General features: G+C 36.6%; 20 protein-coding genes. 5 read left to right on the top strand and 15 right to left on the bottom strand.

All coding sequences use genetic code 11. The features are described 5' to 3' along the window. The 6 genes from RM529_RS11765 to RM529_RS11740 form a co-directional block, all read right to left on the bottom strand. A partial coding sequence (locus tag RM529_RS11765) for a glycosyltransferase (protein WP_311484987.1) occupies positions 1 to 840 on the bottom strand: 840 nt, incomplete at its 3' end. Beyond that, entirely contained in the window at positions 837 to 1721 is an 885-nt protein-coding gene (locus RM529_RS11760; RefSeq protein ID WP_311484986.1) for a beta-1,6-N-acetylglucosaminyltransferase, read from the bottom strand. The genes RM529_RS11765 and RM529_RS11760, both read right to left, overlap by 4 nt. A gap of 16 nt (positions 1722 to 1737) precedes the next feature. After that, the gene (locus RM529_RS11755; RefSeq protein WP_311484985.1) at positions 1738 to 2568 is read right to left on the bottom strand and encodes a glycosyltransferase family 2 protein; all 831 of its coding nucleotides are present in this window, start codon (positions 2566 to 2568) and stop codon (positions 1738 to 1740) included. A gap of 1 nt (position 2569) precedes the next feature. Beyond that, positions 2570 to 3754 (bottom strand): glycosyltransferase family 4 protein, encoded by a 1185-nt coding sequence (locus tag RM529_RS11750; protein WP_311484984.1) that lies wholly within the window; start codon positions 3752 to 3754, stop codon positions 2570 to 2572. Further along, a complete protein-coding gene (locus tag RM529_RS11745) occupies positions 3751 to 4704 on the bottom strand; it encodes a glycosyltransferase family 2 protein (protein ID WP_311484983.1) in 954 nt (317 codons plus the stop codon). Before RM529_RS11745 ends, RM529_RS11750 begins: the two co-directional genes overlap by 4 nt. A gap of 20 nt (positions 4705 to 4724) precedes the next feature. After that, positions 4725 to 5480 (bottom strand): Stf0 family sulfotransferase, encoded by a 756-nt coding sequence (locus tag RM529_RS11740; protein WP_311484982.1) that lies wholly within the window; start codon positions 5478 to 5480, stop codon positions 4725 to 4727. A 69-nt stretch (positions 5481 to 5549) separates the two neighbouring features. Between RM529_RS11740 and RM529_RS11735 the strand changes: the two genes are divergently transcribed. Then, positions 5550 to 5708 carry a hypothetical protein gene (locus RM529_RS11735; protein WP_311484981.1) on the top strand — a complete coding sequence of 53 codons (159 nt, stop codon included), beginning with the start codon at positions 5550 to 5552 and terminating at the stop codon, positions 5706 to 5708. A 285-nt stretch (positions 5709 to 5993) separates the two neighbouring features. On the opposite strand, the gene RM529_RS11730 is transcribed toward RM529_RS11735, so the two are convergent. The 6 genes from RM529_RS11730 to RM529_RS11705 all read right to left on the bottom strand — a co-directional run bounded on the left by RM529_RS11730 (position 5994) and on the right by RM529_RS11705 (position 10359). After that, positions 5994 to 6653, bottom strand: coding sequence for a class I SAM-dependent methyltransferase (locus RM529_RS11730; protein ID WP_311484980.1), 660 nt, complete (start codon positions 6651 to 6653; stop codon positions 5994 to 5996). Further along, positions 6646 to 7887, bottom strand: a complete 1242-nt coding sequence (locus tag RM529_RS11725) for an ABC transporter ATP-binding protein (protein WP_311484979.1) — start codon at positions 7885 to 7887, stop codon at positions 6646 to 6648. Before RM529_RS11725 ends, RM529_RS11730 begins: the two co-directional genes overlap by 8 nt. A 48-nt stretch (positions 7888 to 7935) precedes the next feature. Further along, a complete protein-coding gene (locus RM529_RS11720; RefSeq protein WP_311484978.1) occupies positions 7936 to 8712 on the bottom strand; it encodes a sulfotransferase in 777 nt (258 codons plus the stop codon). A gap of 16 nt (positions 8713 to 8728) precedes the next feature. Then, positions 8729 to 9589: an ABC transporter permease gene (locus tag RM529_RS11715; RefSeq protein ID WP_311484977.1), complete on the bottom strand. Its 861-nt coding sequence runs from the start codon at positions 9587 to 9589 to the stop codon at positions 8729 to 8731. Positions 9590 to 9796: 207 nt separating this feature from the next. Further along, positions 9797 to 10138: a DUF5615 family PIN-like protein gene (locus tag RM529_RS11710; RefSeq protein ID WP_311484976.1), complete on the bottom strand. Its 342-nt coding sequence runs from the start codon at positions 10136 to 10138 to the stop codon at positions 9797 to 9799. Then, entirely contained in the window at positions 10138 to 10359 is a 222-nt protein-coding gene (locus RM529_RS11705; protein ID WP_311484975.1) for a DUF433 domain-containing protein, read from the bottom strand. The genes RM529_RS11710 and RM529_RS11705 overlap by 1 nt, the downstream gene beginning before the upstream one ends. A gap of 579 nt (positions 10360 to 10938) precedes the next feature. Here RM529_RS11705 and RM529_RS11700 point away from each other — a divergent pair. Continuing rightward, positions 10939 to 12372, top strand: coding sequence for an MBOAT family O-acyltransferase (locus RM529_RS11700; RefSeq protein WP_311484974.1), 1434 nt, complete (start codon positions 10939 to 10941; stop codon positions 12370 to 12372). After that, positions 12373 to 13260, top strand: a complete 888-nt coding sequence (locus RM529_RS11695) for a hypothetical protein (protein WP_311484973.1) — start codon at positions 12373 to 12375, stop codon at positions 13258 to 13260. It begins immediately after the preceding gene. 48 nt (positions 13261 to 13308) lie between these two features. Here the strand turns inward: RM529_RS11695 and RM529_RS11690 are convergent, their stop codons facing one another. From RM529_RS11690 to RM529_RS11680, 3 genes are all read right to left on the bottom strand, one after another. Further along, entirely contained in the window at positions 13309 to 13671 is a 363-nt protein-coding gene (locus tag RM529_RS11690; protein WP_311484972.1) for a four helix bundle protein, read from the bottom strand. Between the two features lie 68 nt (positions 13672 to 13739). Further along, entirely contained in the window at positions 13740 to 16220 is a 2481-nt protein-coding gene (locus RM529_RS11685; RefSeq protein ID WP_311484971.1) for a polysaccharide biosynthesis tyrosine autokinase, read from the bottom strand. A gap of 1 nt (position 16221) precedes the next feature. Then, on the bottom strand, positions 16222 to 17010 hold the full coding sequence (locus RM529_RS11680; RefSeq protein ID WP_311484970.1) for a polysaccharide biosynthesis/export family protein: 789 nt from the start codon (positions 17008 to 17010) through the stop codon (positions 16222 to 16224). 717 nt (positions 17011 to 17727) lie between these two features. Here RM529_RS11680 and RM529_RS11675 point away from each other — a divergent pair. Then, positions 17728 to 19602 (top strand): ABC-F family ATP-binding cassette domain-containing protein, encoded by a 1875-nt coding sequence (locus RM529_RS11675; protein WP_311484969.1) that lies wholly within the window; start codon positions 17728 to 17730, stop codon positions 19600 to 19602. A 57-nt stretch (positions 19603 to 19659) separates the two neighbouring features. Next, positions 19660 to 20007 (top strand): four helix bundle protein (locus RM529_RS11670; protein WP_311484968.1); only part of this gene is annotated, 348 nt, incomplete at its 3' end.

Here is a 20007-nt window from a genome sequence, read left to right as displayed (position 1 = left end):
TGGCACAAATCGATCCGAGATATCCAGCCGGTAAGTTTTTTTCTCCATTGGATTCCATCTCCAATAGTTCAACCAATAGAACATAGCATTCAATTTATGCTCTCTTTTCAGATTATTGATTAATCTTAAATAACTATAGGTCACCTCCTCTTTACTTACTCGATTATTTCTTACCGATTGTGGCAGATGTTGTTTATACAAAGTGAAGAAATGGCGATTAGAAATTAGCCATGAAGGATCTTTTGCCCCTGAAGAAAAATGTTCTATTAATATCTCCCTGGTTACCATGATCTTATATCCCGCCAACCTATAACGTATTGAAATACTCTGGTCATAGTTATGAAAGCCCCTGATGCGTTCATCAAATTTAATCTCTGAATCTTTTCTCAAGGCCAAAAATACTCCATCAATAACCACTACTTCTTCCAGGTCATCAGCAAATCCTCTCTGAATTTTTTCAACTTTACCGTTTTTATAATGCTGAATTAAATTCATCACCCAATTATCAGGTTCGTTTTCCCACCAACCATTAGGGGTCTTTGTCTTTACTTTAGAACCTGCTATTCCAATTAAACCTAATTGTGAATTTTCTTCAAAGTAATTTAATAAGATTTGTCCCCACATTGTTGTACGAAAACAAATATCCTCATGGACACACAAGATAAACGGATATTTAGCTCTTTCCAATCCGTAATTATAAATCTTACTTATGCCCAAATTTTCAACTGAATTATCTATACCCAAAATCTCATAAGAGATAATTCCAATGGTCTCAGTTATATTCTTTTTTAAAGCTTGTAACAATCCAGGATTTACAGAACAAACTATGATTGAAATCATTTAGAAATTTTAGATTCGCTTAACTGCTCCATTAATCTACAAGAAACCGGATAATCAAATTTTCTGGCAAATAGAGCATCAGATTGTGCTATTTTTTGATAATCGGTTTCATCCAAAACCGCTGGATTATTTCCATTTCTTGGTGTCCAGTCAATATATCGTAGATTATTGTTATTAATTGATTCGAGGAAGGGTGAATTCAATAGTATAGTTTGAAAAAAAAATTCTTCTGAGCATAAGGTGTGCCTAAATCTTTTAAGATAAGAGGGATGGTCTTCCTGATAATCTAAGACATATGTCAATGCATCCCGATTTAAACTCCACCAGGTAGAGCCCCCATAGATCTCCGGAAAATCAACTCCAAAACCTCTTTTAAGACCTAACTTTCTCTGAAGTTGCAGAGAATTATTTATCCACCTTGACTCAGTATCACTTTTATAATTAAAAATATCGAAAAGATTAAAATATTCTAACCGGTCAAGTCCACCATTGCCACCCCAACCTTTAAAAGGGACTTTAAAATATTCCAAAAAATTTCGATGTCCATGGCGCTGATAAAACAATTTAAAAAATTCAAGATTTTTTATAGGATGATCATGACCGCTTATTAAATGGAAATAGACATTCTCCTTATCCTCAACAGCCATTGTCGACAAATAAAGAATCGCTTTTAAATGATTTAGTCCTCCCCAGTTCACCTTATACTCCTGAACCAATAGTTTTACCTGGGGATAATTTTCAATTTTTTCACGTTCGTGGTCTGTAATATCGCTTTTCCTGTCAAGGTGGATATAAATTTGAAAATCACTATCAAAAAAATTTATGATTTTTTCAAGATGAAAGTAATTCTTATATGCAGTTATAAGTATAGCTTGTTTCAATTAGTGGAGGATTTATTTAAGTTCTAAAAAGGCGCTTCAGTTTTCTGAAAGGTTTTAATAAATTACTACCTATACGAAACTCCAAACTCTCGGTTTTCTTTACTTTCGTTCTTTCCTCCTGTTCTAGCCTGTCCAGTAAATGATCTATTATTAATGTGTAATGCTCCTTATAAAGCACTTCGTGTTTAAAATAGATATATCTTAAAAGTTCGAATTTCAAGGTACTAGCTTTTTTGCTTACTGAATCATCTTTTATACGATAATGAAAAAGAACCTCGGGAATCACATAAGTTTTACCTCCGTTTGCATGAAGTCTAATAAAAAATTCCCAATCTTCAAAACCCGAAGTCATTTTTTCATCATAACCTCCTACCTCTTGCCAGTCTGCCTTACGAAACATTGAATTACTCAAGGTGGCGTTCCACAGAAGAAACTTTTTTATATCACCACCTGAGGGCTTAAAAACCCGACATTCATTTTCATTCTTAAACCACCTTGCTTGGCAGGTGATAGTTTTATGATTACCGGAATCCAGGATTTTGACAGCTTTTGTACAAAATGAGGGCTCGAAGTAATCATCACTATCAAGTACCAGGATGTATTTCCCACTGGCAACATTTATTCCTCGATTTCGGGCAGCGGCAGGACCTTTATTTTCTTGGGTGACTAGTATTGAAAGTTTAGACTTAAGTTCTTTCAGTACTTTTTTTGTAGATCGATTAGACCCATCGTCTACTACAATAACCTCTTTATTTTCATAGTCCTGGTCCAAGGCTGAATCAACTGCTTTTTCAATATATTGAGAGTCATTATAACAAGGAATAATAATAGAAATAAGCCTTCCCATCTTAATTAATTAACAAGTCCTGCAACTTTTTGATTTTATATTTATTTAATAATTTATTTTTATAAATCCTCCTAATATCTAAAGATATTTCTCTATACTTAATATTTGGCAGCTGAACCAATTTATATGCGATTTGTACCATTTCCTGAAAATCATTAGCTATAAGCCAATCATATTCTCCCAACCTTTCTTTCATAGCTCCAACATTATAAGAAAGAACTGGTATTCCTGCTGCCATAGCTTCTAAACCTGTCATAGGCCCTCCTTCATAAACAGAAGTTAATAAAAAATAGGAGATTTGTTCATAGAATTCTTCGGTCATCATTGGTGAAATGGCGCGTTTGTTCAGTGTAATCTGGCCTTCTAAGTTTTTATTTAGTACTAGTTGATTTAAGAATTCAAAATACTTTTCATGTCCGTCACCTTGTATTAGCAAGGTCGCATGAAAATTTAAAGCACGAAGTTCATCTATAATTTTTATAGTTTCCTCTATGCGTTTTTCTTTAGAGAATCTACACAAAATTCCAAAAGTATAATTTCTCTTTGTGCGTACTTCTAAAAGTTTTGATTCATTCCCAATAGTTATATCTTGAACAACAACATTCGTAGTCCCAAAATTATTATAAAAAAAGTTCTGCTGCATTTTACTCATAACAATATTATATTTTACCTTCCTTAAAATTTCCTGCATCCAATCAGGAATAGAAGTATTTTCAAACATCGTATACTTGAGTACAATTCTGGAAGAGTGGAAATTGTTTATTAAGGGGATGAAATAATGTAGAGATTGAGTTGTTAAAACATACACTTTAGAATACTTTTTAAAACTTCGAAAGAACCAGTATAAATTTTCTCCTAAGGGAGACTTCAAGTTAAGTGTTCTTTTAATCTTTCCTTCTATTCTTCTAAACAACATGTTTTGAAAAAATTGTGGATAGGTAGAAAAAGTTATAATTGGATTAACAGCAAAAGGACTGCATTTTTCTACATCGAAAACTGAGGGGGAAAAGATCTCTATCTCCTCGAAGCCTCCTGTCTTTGCTAGAAAATTAGCTGTGTTTAAAGTTTCCAGTTCTGTCCCTCCAATATCACCCAAGAAAGGAGTGGCAATTAACAATCTCATATTTGAATTATTACTAGCTCCAAATATGGAATAAGAATAATTTAATTTCTTCCTTCGTATCATTTTATTTTTCTGGATAACAAGTATTTTCTCATACGATAGCTACTCCTATTTAGCGATATGCAAATATTAAGTAAGACAAATAATTGAACTTTTTTTACAGAGGGAAATAAACGATTAAATTTCAATAAATTATTTAAAATATACTTAGCATTTTCAGGATGATCGTTTTCAATCGAAGTGAAAAACATCAAAACTAAAGATTTATAATAGTAGTTTATAAGCTCGTAATCATTGAGTTTTAACGATCTGCTCATATTAACGACAGAAATGTAACTCCTAGAAGAAGAATGTTCTTCAACATAAACTTTATCTTTGCTGGATTTGGAGCCTGCATGCTGTCTGTACAAAAAAAGAGGAATATTTTTTAATTTATAGTTTAAACTATTTGTTTGAAAAAATATCCTAGAATAAAACTCTGTTTCTTCCCCCCTCTTTAGGTTAGTATTAAATAATTTTTTTTTATTTAAAAAAGCTTTTTTAAATAAAATAGAAGGTGTTAAAATTTGAAGATTCCATAATACGTATTCTTTAAAAAGATTTCGAGTTTCGAACAATTCTATTTTATTTCCGATTTCCAATTTCTGATTAGTATAATAGCCTGAGCATATTACAAAATCTATATTTCCTGTTAATAGTTCAATCATGAATGTTAGGAAATTTGGCAACATTAGATCATCACTATCAAACCAGTTAATGTATTCTCCTTTACTCACCTCAAATCCATAATTCCTACAAGCGTTAGCACCTTTCATGGAATTTACCGGACGTTCATGATATTTTATTCTCGGATCTTTTGCGCAATAGAATTCTAAAAGCTCCTCTGTATAATCTGTTGAACCATCATCCACCACGATACATTCCCAATTGACATAGGTTTGCTGGATCACTGACTCAAGCGTTTCACCAATTAAGTGAGCGCGGTTATATGTTGGGATAATTATAGAAACCATTTATTTTACAAGAAAAGTTATTATTCAAGAAAGCAGGCAAATTCGGTCTGTAAAAGTTTGTTTCTAAACTCATCATAATTTTCCACCAGATCTTCTATCCCCTCACTATTCTGTTTCCTTAAATCACTCTTCGACTTATGTACAGGAACATTTAAAAAATCAAAAATTGAATTCATAGTTTCACCTCTGTCCTGGGTTAGTTTTTCATAAGTGATTTCAAAATATGGGTGATTCTGAAAACTGTATAAAGTCTGATGTTCCCATTCCTTTCTCTCTTTTAACTTTTTATAGAACTGATCAACTTCAACTACTATTTTTCGTTGATCTATAGGTATATCTTTCATCGTAGGAGTTAAACCCCAAATGCGGGTGTGATGTGCTATTAAGAGAGATAATTCAGATCTGACTACATTCTCCCTCTTTAGATGTATTATTTTCATCTTTCTATCCGACTTTATAAGGTCCCAAACTTTTTTATCCTTACTCCCTAAAGGATGATCATAAAAAATTTTAAATCCTACTGAATCAATCTTATTTATCTTTCTAGAAAAAGTTTTATCCCATATTTCAGAAAAGCTTAATTCCCTCTCTTTATTAAATAGTTCTCCATAGGCATGAATATTTCTATGAGAGGATAATAAACTTATTAACAAGTTTGAACCTGTTCTAGGGCCTGTAATAACCACGAATTTTTCATAGTTGTAATTCCCAAAAAGTTCATGAGCAGCTCTACTGACAGATTTCTTGAATCTTTTCTTTAATGTGACAATTTTCACCTGTTCAATTTTTTGTGTTTCATATTTTAAAAAAGAACAAAACTTCGCTCTATCCTAGAATTCATTTTAATGGCACTAAAAAATATAGTTGTTCCTTACTTTACTTTTGGTCCTGAAAATATATTGACTGTAAAAATGGTCATGGTTAAATCGGGAGCTCCTACAGAAAATTGTTCTGAAGAACCGGAAATAATCATAATGGTAAATGTTGCAACTGAAAAGGAGTAACGTCAAATTTCTGTGATTTACGTAACAAAACATATCTGTCGATATATTGGGAATTACTTTCCAAAAGAAACTTCCATTCTTTTGCTATTTCCTCTTCGTGAGGTCGGCAAACGTCATCTAAATAGGCAGAACAGTGATCAGTCAACCATTTTTCTAAAAAAGGAACCACTGTAAATACTCTCCTTTACTTTACTCAAAACCATAATTCCTGCACGCATTGCCCTTTTTGACCTATTATTATTGCCACCAGATTTCTTTCCACTCATCAGTAGCGTTAACTCAAAATCATTCTTCCTTTCTTAATACTATCGTATATCCTGTTTTTCTATATTGTTTAAAGCCTCTTACCCGCAAAAATTCATATATTTTAAAGATTAATTTGGCAACTAAGCGCTTAGATTCCTTAAGTCCATAAAACATTCGGCTCTCCTGGAATCGATATTGTAAGTTCTCAACTGAATATTTATCTGTTATTGCTTCCCTTGTATAATTATTTTTATTACCAGAACACATGTATTTCATGAAAATATATGGATTATATGGTTTAACATGAGAAAGATCATCATAAAATCCCTCCCACATTAAAGGTGCGGAAATCACTATTACCCCTCCTGGCTTACAACATCTATCAAATTCCTTGAGCGTATCATATACTTCTTGTGGCTCTAGATGCTCTATCACGTGACTCATATGAATAACATCGAAAAAACTGTCTTTAAACGGCAATTCTGGTAGTTGACCCAAAAAAACATTTTTATACTTAGTATTTAAATACTTGACGCTGATCATATTGCCCTCAAATAAATAAACATCTTCATGTTTACAAAAATCTGCAAAACTCCCATTTCCTGCTCCTATATCCAAAACATTATCCCCGGAGTTTATAAGATTTTTTGCAATTTCGAAAAAAGGTTCTCTGTTATGTGTTACAAACTTCTCATTCATTTTTTTTCCATGTTGCATCTTCAATTACAGGATACCCATTTTTACTAGAAATGGGCCCTCCTAATCTAATACTACCTTCCTTAACCAACAAATTAAAAACCTGTGGTTGAAAATCAAAAACTTGAAGAGAGGTTCCTAACCAAAGGTTAGCATCATATAACCCAGATGCCATTCTTAATTTGTCCAATTTTCCACTAATTTGATTTTCCCCTATTTCTAAAGAAAAAGTTTCACCACTGTGTCCGGAATAAATCTGAAATATTGGCTGAGACTCCTTACCTTTTAAGGTGAAAGCAAATTCTGTCTTTAATTTTTTATTTGAGACAACTTTTGCCTCAAACTCAAACGGTTTGCCGGTTGCCACTTCAGAAGTTATTTCAAAGGATTTAATATAGATATCCTTTTTTGGATCGCTATTATAATAACGAGTATCTGGTATTAAATTTTGAGAATTAAGATAATAATCTATAACATCAGATGGCTTTCCTTCAATTTTCTTTTCTCCATTTTCTAAATAAAAAGAATAACTACATAAATTCTGAATAGCTACCATATTATGACTAACAAACAACACCGTTCTTCCCTCCCCTTGTGAAATATCGTGCATTTTCCCAATGGCTTTTTTTTGAAATTCGGCATCGCCAACTGCTAGAACCTCATCTACAACCAAAATTTCTGGCTCTAAGTGTGCGGCAACTGCAAAGGCTAGTCTTACTGTCATTCCACTACTATACCGTTTAGTAGGAGTATCTATATACATTTCACATCCCGAAAAGGCTATAATTTCATCTATTTTTGATTTAACTTCAATTCTGGTCATTCCAAGGATAGCACCATTTAAATAGATATTTTCACGTCCGGTAAGTTCGGGATGAAAACCTGTTCCCACCTCTAAAAGTGAGGCTATTCTTCCTTTTGTTTTTATAGTACCGGTAGTAGGCGCAGTTACCCGGGATAATATTTTCAGTAGCGTAGATTTTCCTGCTCCATTTTTTCCAATAATTCCTAAAACCTCCCCTTGTTTTACCTCAAAATTGATATCCTGTAAAGCCCATACATAATCATTTTTTGCTGCCGCACTACGATCCTTTAAGCTTCCCACCTTTAGATAAGGATCCTCCTTCCCCCTCACACTGTGCCACCACCTGTTAAGGTCATGACTTAAGGTTCCTGTCCCCACTGTTCCCAGGCGGTATTGCTTAGATATGTTTTCTGCTTTTAAAATTATGCTCATTGGATCACATTAACTTATGTATAGTTTAGAAAAGAGTAATATACATATCTATAGTTCTACAAAAAAGTCCCTCCACTGGGTTTTAGCCAATTGCGCTTTTAAATCTTTATAATTTATTAGCAAGTCAGAGATTCTCTCCGGATTCTGCTTTTTGTTAGGAACCTCTTCTACTATGAATGAGACTCCCAAAAATCCAAAAATTTTGGAAAGAACCTCTTCTTTATTTTCCTGCAAATCTTCATAGGCTACTTCAATAAAATCATGATTGCGAAACCTTTTCCTGGTATTTATTTCATTTTGCTGTGTCCTCTCGAATATTCTTTGGCATTCTTCATAATCTAAAGTAACTTTTTTATCCTGGATTAATAAATTGTCAGGTTTATGAATGCTCTCAGTCCACTTTTTCGTTTTTTCTCCTATTTTTTCAGATAAATAAGATCGTAGATAGTTTCTCCGTGTCAAATGTATGATTCTTATATCTCTATCTGCTTCAATAATATCCCAGACGTCCTGATCTTGATCATAAGGATGATTATAAAATAATTTGAATCCAACCTGCTTAATTCTCTTTGGCTTTTTATGAAAAAATTCATTCCAAATTTGAAGGCAACTTTTTCCTCTCAGATGCTTAAATATCTCACCTTCACAGATAAGATTAGGATGATATCTTAAGAGTGTCATTAACCACGTGGAACCAGTTCTTGATCTGCTTATTATAACATATTTCTCATAATTTTTATCACCATACATTTCATAACTTAAAGACGTTTTTGTTTTTAAAATCCAAGAATATCCTTTTTTTAAAAATCTAATAACTTGATCCATGATTACTACAACTATATTAAACCGTATCAATAAAATTCTTCTCCGTCCTATTAAAAATAATCAATCCCACCAGAAATAAAACTACTGAAATTAAAAATGTATAACCAAAACTGGTCCAGGAGAATATTCCGGTATCCAGCAGCATATATCGAAATCCTTCAATGATATACGTCAGCGGATTATATTCCACCACCCAGCCATAGCTACCCAGTTGCTTTACAGCCTCACTCAGCGGATAGGGAACCGCCGAAATATATACCAGCAACGAAGTCGCGAATCCTACCAAAACCGTGAGATCGCGATATTTGGTCGTAAACGCCGAAATGATCATTCCCAGCCCCAATCCCATCAGCGCCATCATTAAGACATAAGCAGGAAAAAGCACCAGGTTAGCATTCGGATTTATTTCGTATCCTTTAAATAAAAAGTAGCAATAAAAAATGACAAATATCAGCAATTGTATTCCCAGCTTCAGCAGGTTGGAGATCGTGGTACTCAGCGGCATAATCACCCGCGGAAAATATACTTTTCCAAATAGTCCGGCATTACTCCTAAAAGTATTTGAGCTTCCTGTAAGACACTGACTAAAATAATTCCAGGCCGTGATCCCCGCCAGGTTAAACAGAAAAGGAGGCACGGTTCCCGTAGGGATATCCGCTATATTATTAAATACCAGCGTAAATATTACCGACGTAAAAAGGGGCTGAATAAAATACCACAACGGCCCCAGGATCGTCTGTTTATAAACGGTGACAATATCTCGCTTCACAAACAGCACCAACAAATCCCGGTATCGCCAGATCTCCTTAAAATTAAGATCGATCAGCTTCCGCTTTGGGGTGATTTCGTAAAGCCAGTCGTTATCCGCTTCGCTCACGTTCAATTGTTTGGGGTTGGGGTTTAAAAGTGCGAAGTTAAGGGATTTAAGGAAAAATCAGGAGAGATTCTGTTCTTTGTTTGTGGTTTGTAAGTTGTCGGTGAATGCATTTTATAAACTACTATCATTGCGAAGGAGCATCTTTGCGACTGGAGCAATCCCACTGCTTATCGGTATTGCATGGAAGATTATATAAACAATAACAGCTTAATCTACTTCAAGACAGGCCACATCTTTATAATCGAGATTTAAAAGAAACTCCGTAAATAGCTCTTTCTTTTCAAGGAAGATGTCTTCGAGATGATTAGTGGTAGTATTCCCCATTCTCAACCAGATTATTTTGGGCGGATGACCCTTTAGATTTGAGAGGTCAAAAAAGTCTGCATCAAAAGTAACAATGGTAAAGTCATTTTCTCGCGCAAACTCCCATATCCCGATATCAGTTGCGTTCTCTAATCCCAATTCCCTTACTTGTTTTGCTTCAGGATAAAAAGGTTTGATTTTCTTCAAAAGCCGGAAAGAGATATTCTGATCAAATAACAGTTTCATTAGGCCACCCTAATTTTGTGCTCCCTATCTGCTGCATATGCCAGACAGGCTTGGATATGTTCATTTGTTAGTTCGGGAAAATCCATTTTTATTTCCTCCTGGCTCATTCCATTTGCAAACCAATTAAGGACATCATAAACCGAAATTCTTGTTCCTGACAAATAAGGTCTTCCAAACCGAATATTGGGATTGATGAAAATGTACTGCTTGTAATCTATCATCTTTTACATTTTTAATGATAAAGTTACGAATAAAATATTCGCTTTGCTCATGATAGTGAAGAGTGAGAAGCATTTCCGCTTTACTCACATTAAATGGTTTATCCTTTGGGTTTAGAAGTGCGAATATAAGGGATTTTCAGGAAAGATTTCTATCCTTTGTTCGTAGTCTATGGTTTGTCAGTTCTGGATTATGGGTGGTTCCCAGTTGTAAGTTGTCGGTTGTGAATGCATCTTATAGACTGTTATCATTGCGAAGGAGCATCTTAGCGACTGGAGCAATCCCACTGCTCCCGGAACCAATAGTTAGTTTGGAAGTTGGAGTCCGGTGAATAATTTTACAATTTTCACTCCTTAACTCCTTCGCAAATAAAGTTTCCGCAAAAAAATCTGTCTCTTCTCTTTCATCATATAATTCTGCAAATTTTTGATTTTAATCGGAAATAAGACACCTCAAATCGAGAAATTTAAGTTCCCGGAATCTAACCTGAAATATTTCTGTAGTTTTAAAGGAAATCTGAATTTAATTCTGATTTATAAGGGATCAGCAGCTAATTTTTTAACCACTTTTATAATTGGGAAATGATTTTTAATTCTCTGCCATTTTTAATTTTTCTCCCTGTTGTCTTTATCCTCTACTGGTTTATATTTAAAGGCCATACAAAGTGGCAAAACCTGTTGGTACTTGTTGCCAGTTACATTTTTTATGGATGGTGGGATTACCGCTTTCTCGCCCTGGTTGCTGCCAGCACTTTAGTAGATTATATTTTAGGCCTTGCCATAGCCAAAAAGAAATTGCTTACATGGCGTAAGGCATTTCTTATTTGCAGTATCCTTTTTAATCTGGGGTTACTGGGCTTCTTTAAATACTTCAACTTCTTTATTAAAAGCTGGATAGATGCCGGGGAGTCTTTAGGCTTTACGATGCACCTGGAAACCCTGCAGATAATCCTGCCGGTGGGAATCTCGTTTTATACCTTCCAAACGCTGAGTTATACTATAGACGTATACAGGAACAGGATTACTCCCACCCCCGATTTTATAAAGTTTGCTGCTTTCGTGTCATTCTTCCCTCAACTGGTGGCGGGACCTATAGAACGGGCTTCAAGGCTTTTGCCTCAATTTGCTGCTGCAAGGAAGTTTAATTTTGAATTTGCCAAAAGCGGTGTCCACTTAATCATATGGGGCTTATTTCAAAAGATTGTAATTGCCGATAATTGTGCAACTTTTGTAAATGCTATCTTCAGCAATTACGAAAACTTAAACAGTCTTAGCCTTACATTGGGTGCCATCTATTTTGCCTTTCAAATCTACGGGGATTTTGCAGGTTACTCTAATATCGCAATAGGAACCGGGAGATTACTGGGGTTCGATTTAATGAGGAATTTTAACTATCCTTATTTCTCGCGTAACGTGGGGGAATTCTGGCGACGTTGGCATATTTCCCTTTCTACCTGGTTCCGGGATTATTTGTACATTCCGCTGGGCGGATCCCGGGGATCTAAATTTCAGCAGATACGAAACACCTTCATTATTTTCCTGGTAAGTGGCTTATGGCATGGCGCTAACTGGACTTTTGTAGCCTGGGGGGCTTTGCACGCCCTATTTTTTATTCCGCTGCTCATAAAAAAGACCAATAGGAAATATCCTGAAAACAGTTCTCATAATCAGATATTCCCTCCCTACCGCGAGCTTGTTAAAATGATTTTCACCTTTTCTATCGTCTGTATCGCCTGGGTTTTCTTTAGGTCACCTTCAATAAATGACAGTTTTGGGTACTTTATAAGTTTTTTTAGCAACTTCAGCTTTGTACCGGAGTATCTGGTTATTGGCAGGTATAATATGGAGCTATTATTACTAATTGCCATTTTTGTTTTGATTGAATGGTTTTATCGTGGCCGGGAAGAGCCCATCACCGGGAACAGGCCTATCCTTAAGACCTCCCTGGCTTTGTTGATGATCGTGATGTTTGGGGTTTATTCTGAACATTCAGACTTTATTTATTTCCAGTTTTAGATGAAAAAATTTTTACTTTATATATTATCTATTCTCTCCATACTTCTGGTAATCTTCACCGTGCTTGATGTTTTTTACACTTTCGCTTATACTAAAGGCACGCCCAGAAATAAAATTTCCTATTTACTTTCTATTGAAGACGAAGCCATAGATTACGTATTCCTGGGGTCTTCCAGAGTAGATAACACAATAGATTCTGAAATTATGGAGGAGGTAACCGGCAAAAAGATCTTAAACCTTGGGATACAGGAAGTGGGGCTAAATGATACATTTTTAATGCTTCAACTCTTGAAAAAGCAGAATATCCAAACAGAAACGGTATTTATACAGGTAGATGGGAAGTATAACAGCAATAAAAATTCAGGTTATTTAAAGAGTTCTATTATGCCTTTTATTCATGATGAACAAATTTCCATACTCATGAAGAACAGGAATAAAGATTTCTTTTTCCTGAAATACTTACCTTTTTATCGTTACCTGAAATATGATTATAAGAACGGATTCCGGGAAGTGCTCAATATCCTGCTAAAAAATCAGCCATATGTGAATCTCGAAAATGGATATTATCCGCTATACGGAAAAAGCAGGAAACAGTTACAGACAAAACTTCCTGAGAAAATTAGCCAGACCAATCCCGATATTGAAGCCATTAACCGGTTTGCAGAAAAAAACAATATAAACGTGGTTTATTTTATGGCTCCGGTTTGTTCTGAAGCTGAGAACCTCGATTTCGCGCAAAAACTTGATCAAAAAATCCCCTCACTAATGGATTTTTCCAAACTTTTTTTAGAAAAGGACGATTATTTTTTTGACTGCAGTCATCTTAACGACAATGGTGCAAAAGAATTTTCTAAAATCCTGGGCAGGGAAATTAGTCAGTTAGATTAAATTATTCGCTTCCATTTCAGTTGTCAGTTCGCCGTTATCGGTTATCTGTTATGTTCTCCAGCTCTTTTCCACGTACTGTGTAAAAGAATAAATTTCCCCACCCAAGGTCTCATATTTCTCTCTAAGTTCTTTAATTTCCGGAATCTGATATAATTCATCAATCATTTCCAGTTGTGATAACCATTCCAAAAGAGAGGAATGAGCATAGGTAAGAAACTTCAGGAAATCTTGTTTATATATTCTTCGTCCATAACCTTCTGCAATATTATCTTTTATGCTCTTTGAAGATCTTCTCACCTGGCTTCCTTGCTCGTAAAGTTCGAACTTCGGAAGTTTCATTGTCACCTTATGAACCTCTATAGCATAAGTAAAGGCAAGATTGTAAATATCTAAGTCTTTGTAGCTCTTCATAGCATTCTACCTTTAAAGATTGAGCAGAGCGAAATCACCGACAACCGACAACCGACACACAACTGAAACTACTCAAAATTCCTCATAAACTTCTTCCAGCTTTTCTTCATCTGGGACATTTTGGAAGGGGCTTCACCGTAATATCCTTTGGCATAACGATTATATCCATAGCCGTAACCATAGCCGTAGCCATAGCCGTAACCATAACCGTAACCATAACCGTACTTGGCCCTGTGTACAAAATGGTTCAGTACAAAGCTTATATTTTTTAATTCCCCTTTTTGATATTTTTCGTTGATCGTATCCAACATTCCGCGTTTGGTATAATCCTGCCGAATGAGATATAAAGTAGCATCGGCATATTTTACCAGGTTCAGCGCATCGGCAACCATGCCTATAGGCGGAGAATCCAGGATAATATAGTCGTATTTTTGCCGCAACTCCTCCATCAGTTTATCCATTTGCTCTGTAAGCAGTAATTCTGAAGGGTTGGGAGGTACAGGGCCAGCCGTAATAACATCCAGGTTTTCTATCTCGCTTTTCTGAACTATTTGTTCGGAAGTAGCTTCAGAAATTAAATAATTCACAAGGCCCAATTCATTGTCCAGCTTAAAGTCATCAAAAATTTTCGGCTTCCGTAAATCGACACCCACCAAAACCGTCTTCTTTTCGCTCATGGCAAAAACCGTCGCCAGGTTCATCGCACAAAAGGTTTTTCCTTCCCCGGATACCGAAGATGTGACCAATAAGGTTTTAGAACCTGTCACGCCCTGTTTTTTATACATAAACTGCAAACTGGAACGAATACCCCTGAAACTTTCTGCAACTGAAGATTTCGGACTGCTAAAAACCGCCAGGTTACTATCCAGTTTACTTTTCCCAATAAGCCCCAGAATTGGTACGGGGGAAAGCCGGGTTACTTCCTGCGCATTTAAAATATTTGTATTCAAGAAAACCAGCAGGAAAACGAAGGTTAAAGGAATTACACCGCCAACCATTACAGCCATTACATAATTTAACTGTGTATTGGGACCAATTTGTCCGCCGCCGGTATCCTTGGCTTTGTCAATAACCATCACATCACTCACGTTCGCCGCTTTTACCAGCCCGGCTTCACTGCGCTTTTCGAGGAACAGGTTATATGTTTTTTCACTAATGCTGTACTTACGCTGAATCTTCAGAAGGTCCTGCTCTTCCTGCGGCAGCTTTTTTACTTCAGCCTCAAAACTGGCGATCTGCCTGTTGATGTCAGATAATTCTCCGCTTAAAAGTCCGCGGGAGGAGCCAATATTTTCCAGAAGAATGGATTTAACCGAATTAATCTGCCGGTCGATATCGGAAAAAACCGGTGAACTCTCCTTCAAAGAATATTGATAATTACTCCGCTCCTCTGCCAGCTGCACAATTTTGCCAACGCCGCTCACAATACTGCTTTCGCTGATCCCCGCTACAGAAGGTGCGGGAACAGTGGAATAATCACTCCTGGTCTCCAGGTAAGTTTTCAGGGTTTCGTAATAGGCAAGTTGCCTTCTGATATCTTCTTTCCGAACATCAAGAGTGGAAAGTTTATTCGAAATCTCGCTGCTTTCTGCAGAAATATCCAGAATGGCATTTTCGTTCCTGAAATCATTCAGTTCGTTCTCTACAACCTGCAATTCCCTTGATTTTACCGCGAGACTACTATCTATAAATCGAATGGTATTGGTGGCAAAAAGGTTCTTCCGCGCCAGCATATTTTCACTGAGCACCGTAACAGATCCGTTCAAATAATCCACCAGTCTTGCCTTATTAAACCCCGTCTGGCTTAGTCGTAAAACCGAAGATCCGTTATTGTCAGTTGCCACATTTACCGATCTGTATTTACCTACTGCGGAATCGAAATTCAGAAAACTAACGTAAAAAGGTTTTCCCGGCTGCAGCGCATGGTCTGTCCGCGCAACAATTCCGCTAAAAAACGGAAGGTTCACGGGTTCCCCTACTCTAAAATTTTGAGAGAATTCCCTGTTATTGACAGTAACGGGCTTTTTCTCTTTTGTCTTGAAATTTTGTGTATTAACTGTTTCAGGTAAATCAGCTTTAATTGAAAAATTCAGGGAATCCTGAAAAGTCACGGTGAAATTCGTATTCAGTGCCTGGTAGGCGGTAGTATCGGCCAGGATTTCAAAAGGAGCTTTTCCGTAAGCATCCACCCGCTGATATTCGCCGTCTTCCAAATACTGCACATAAAACTGAAGCCGCTCCACCACCTCCTCATTATGGGACCTGGACCTAAGAATGGTGACTGCAGTATTTACTTTATCTGAAGTCCCGCCCCAGTTAAAAGTAAGACTGGTATTTGAAGTAAAAAAAGGGTTTTGATCGTCTTTAATGCTAATGCTGTTGTCCATCCTGTAGACCGGAAGCTTCCTGACATTGTTGTAGTATGCCACTGCAAAACTTATTGCTACAGAAAGTAATATCAATTTCCAGTAACTTATAACTTTTAAAACAAAACCTTTAAAATCGAAGGTTGAGCCTACGTCTGATATGTGATCATCTTCATGTGCCATTCTATCTGGTAAAAATCAGTACAACTGAGGTTATTAGCGTAAAAATAGTAGCTATGGTCCTGAAGGATTCCAGTCCCGTAGTACCAAAACCCAGCGCCTTTTGAGGCAGCGGATTTACTATAATCACATCGTTAGGCTGAATGTAATAATAGGGGCTGGAAGTAGCTTCTATACTGGTAACATCTATGGTATGGATTTCCTCGCCCTGCGGATATTGCCTTACGATCTTCACTTTTTGGCGGTCTCCCACATCGGTAATTCCGCCTGCGTTTGCAATTGCTTCTATTATCGTAACCTGCTCTTTATAAATCACCTGGCTACCGGAACCAATTTCCCCCAAAGTGGTATATCGGATTCCCGCAAGTTTAACGGTTACAAATAAATTGGCCTCTTCCCTAAAATAACGTTCCAGCAGTTCATTTTCCACCATTTCCCGCACTTCATCTACCGTGTACCCCAAAACATTGAGTTCACCAAGCGTGGGCACGCGAATATTGCCATGGTCATCTACAGTAAAACCGTCAAAATAGACGCGCTCCTCTGTAGTTGCATTCAGGCTCGCTTCATCTATAGGATTAAACATCCCCACCAGCTCCTGGTCCAGGGCCTTTACACGGATGCTGAGCAGATCGCCTATCTGAATTCTATAAGGTTTTTTTAGTCTTTGCACCTCAATCACACTGTCTACCACGTCAGTATTTTCCTGAAGGTAACTCAATTTTTTAGTAGAAATACACGACGAAAAGGAAAGAATCATCGCTAAAAAGAAAAACGGGGCTTTAATCCTCATATTAGCATTCACAAATAATTAACAAATATAGTTTTTGTGGCCTAATAACAAAAGTATAACTTCTTTAAGTTTGGAATTAATATTTGTCAAGCTACTTTCGTCGTGAAACAGTTGGTTCTTTGTTCTTTGACTGCAAATTATCAGGATTATACCCAGTAACGATTCGTAAGAAAAAGATTACTATATTTGAAGGGTTTTTATTCTTTGGAATGCCCCTGCTGCGAGTTTATTTATTGTTTGAAAAACAAATAAGGTCGAAAATTGGCAAATATCGAGCTAGACTTTAGCAGAGTAGACCACACAGGTTTTCAAATTCTAATCTAATTCTAAAAAAGTTTCTTTAAAATCCTCTGATTATTCTTCTGAAGAGGAATTTCAGCAACCGCAGGTCGAAAATTGGCAAATTTTGAGATAGACTTTAGCAGAGTAGACCTCACAGGATAAAAAATACCTGTGAGGTCTGAAATTGGAGGTCGAAAATTGACAAATTTTGAGGTAGACTTATTTATTTCGTATGCTGAATTTATTTCAGCATCTTAAAAACTTTAGTTTATGAAAAAATGTTTACTTCAATTATACCTACAAGGTTCAAAAAACCTTGCAGGATCTTCTTCCCTTCTTCACTTCTTCGCTCTTTAACTCTTAACAAAAAGAAAAACAATATTCTTGCTTACATATTCGCGCTAATCAATTTATTTTGTACTCAAATATTTTCATGTGAATTATCTTTCAGTCGAAAACATATCAAAATCATACGGCGAACGTCGACTTTTTGAAGCAATTTCCTTCGGAATTAATGAAGGACAAAAAGTAGGTTTTGTCGCCAAAAACGGAACGGGAAAAACTTCCCTCCTCAACATTCTTGCGGGATTTGATGCGCCAGATGATGGCCAGGTGGTATACCGCAAGGATATTACAACGGCGTTTCTTCCGCAGGAACCAGATCTTGATCCGCACTTAACCGTGGAGCAAACTATATTTTCTTCAGAAAATGAAACCCTGCGGATTATTGAACGCTACGAAAAGGCGCTAAAAAATCCTGAAGATGCAGATGCTTATCAAAAAGCTTTTGAAGAAATGGACGCTGCCCAGGCATGGGATTTTGAAACCCAGTACAAGCAAATTCTTTCTAAACTAAAGCTCGAAGATCTTTCGAAAGAAGTAAAACATCTTTCAGGAGGGCAAAAAAAGAGGCTGGCTTTGGCAAATATGCTTCTGCATAAACCTGATTTTATTATCATGGATGAGCCCACCAACCACCTGGATCTGGATATGATCGAGTGGCTGGAAGCTTATTTTAAAAAGGAGAATTTCACCATTTTTATGGTTACTCACGACCGGTATTTCCTAGAAAGGGTCTGTAACGAAATTGTAGAACTGGAAGACGGGCAACTTTATACTTACAAAGGAAATTATTCTTACTATCTGGACAAAAAAGAATCCAGAATAGAACAGGAACAAACAAATACCGACAAAGCCAAGCAACTTTTTAAGAAAGAACTGGACTGGATGCGCCGGCAACCAAAAGCCCGTACCACAAAATCCAAGTCGCGGATTGACGATTTTCATGAAATAAAGGAAAAAGCCAGCAAGCGAAGGAACGACCATACCGTGCAGCTCGAGATTAATATGGAGCGCATGGGAAGTAAGATTGTGGAAATCCATAACCTTTCCAAGGAACTCGGCGGGAAACAGCTTTTTCAAAATCTGGATTACAACTTTCAGCGGGGTGAGCGGCTGGGAATCATCGGAAAAAACGGTACCGGAAAATCCACTTTTCTAAATATCCTCACCGGCCAGATGGAACCAGATTCCGGAAAAGTTGTTATTGGCGATACCATCAAATTCGGATATTACACGCAACGTGGTATAAAAATTAAACCCGGACAAAAAGTTATTGATGTCATCAGGGAATTCGGGGATTTTATTCCGCTGAAGAAAGGAAAACAAATTTCCGCTCAGCAACTGCTGGAACGTTTTTTATTCGACCGTAAGAAGCAGTACGATTTTGTGGAGAAACTCAGCGGGGGCGAGAAAAAGCGGCTTTATTTATGCACCGTTTTAATTCAGAATCCCAATTTCCTGATCCTGGATGAACCTACAAACGATCTTGATATCGTTACTTTAAATGTGCTGGAGAGTTTTCTTCTCGATTTCCCGGGTTGCGTAATTGTCGTATCCCACGACCGTTATTTTATGGACAAGATCGTGGATCACCTTTTTGTCTTTAAAGGCGATGCTGAAGTTGAGGATTTTCCCGGAAATTATACAGATTACAGGAGCTACGAGGAAAGTGCCTCCCAGGGAACCGAAACTTCTACAGAAAAAGCTGAAGCTAAACAGGATAAAAATGACTGGAAAAAAAATTCTTCAGGATCGAAACTGACATACAACGAGCAGAAAGAATATGGCAGGCTCGAAAAGGAAATTTCGAAACTGGAAAAGAAAAAAGAAGAAATTCAGAAGGAATTCCTGAAAGATCTCAGCGGAGAAGAAGTCGACAAAACCTCCTTAAAACTAAAAGATGTTGAAGAAAAAATAGAAGAAAAAACCCAAAGATGGTTTGAGTTGATGGAGAAGGGGGAGATGTAGAAGCTAGTGGAGAGTGGAGAGTGAAAAGTTTATTTCGAATTTTGAAAGATTTTTATAATGGAAGAGGTACATTTTAATTTTGAAGATCTAAAAGTATACCAGAAAGCGCTAGGGTTTACTGACTTTGTATATGACTTAACTTCAAAATTCCCTGCATCTGAAAAGTATGGTTTAAGCTCACAATTCACCAGAGCTGCTGTCTCTGTTGCCTTAAATACTGCCGAAGGGTCTGGCGATTCTGATCCTCAATTTCACCGTTTTCTACAAATAGCTGAAGGCTCGGTTCGGGAATGCGTAACCTGTTCCACTATTGCATACCGTAGAGACTATATTACCAATGAAGAAAATAAAAAAGCAAGAATAGCTTTACTGGAACTTCTAAAAATGATAAGGAGCCTCCAGCAT

Origin of the sequence: Autumnicola edwardsiae (assembly GCF_031846505.1) — a bacterium.
Taxonomy (GTDB): Bacteria; Bacteroidota; Bacteroidia; order Flavobacteriales; family Flavobacteriaceae; genus Autumnicola; species Autumnicola edwardsiae.
Note: the sequence above shows the minus strand (reverse complement) of the source record. Positions and strands in the feature narration are given on the sequence as shown.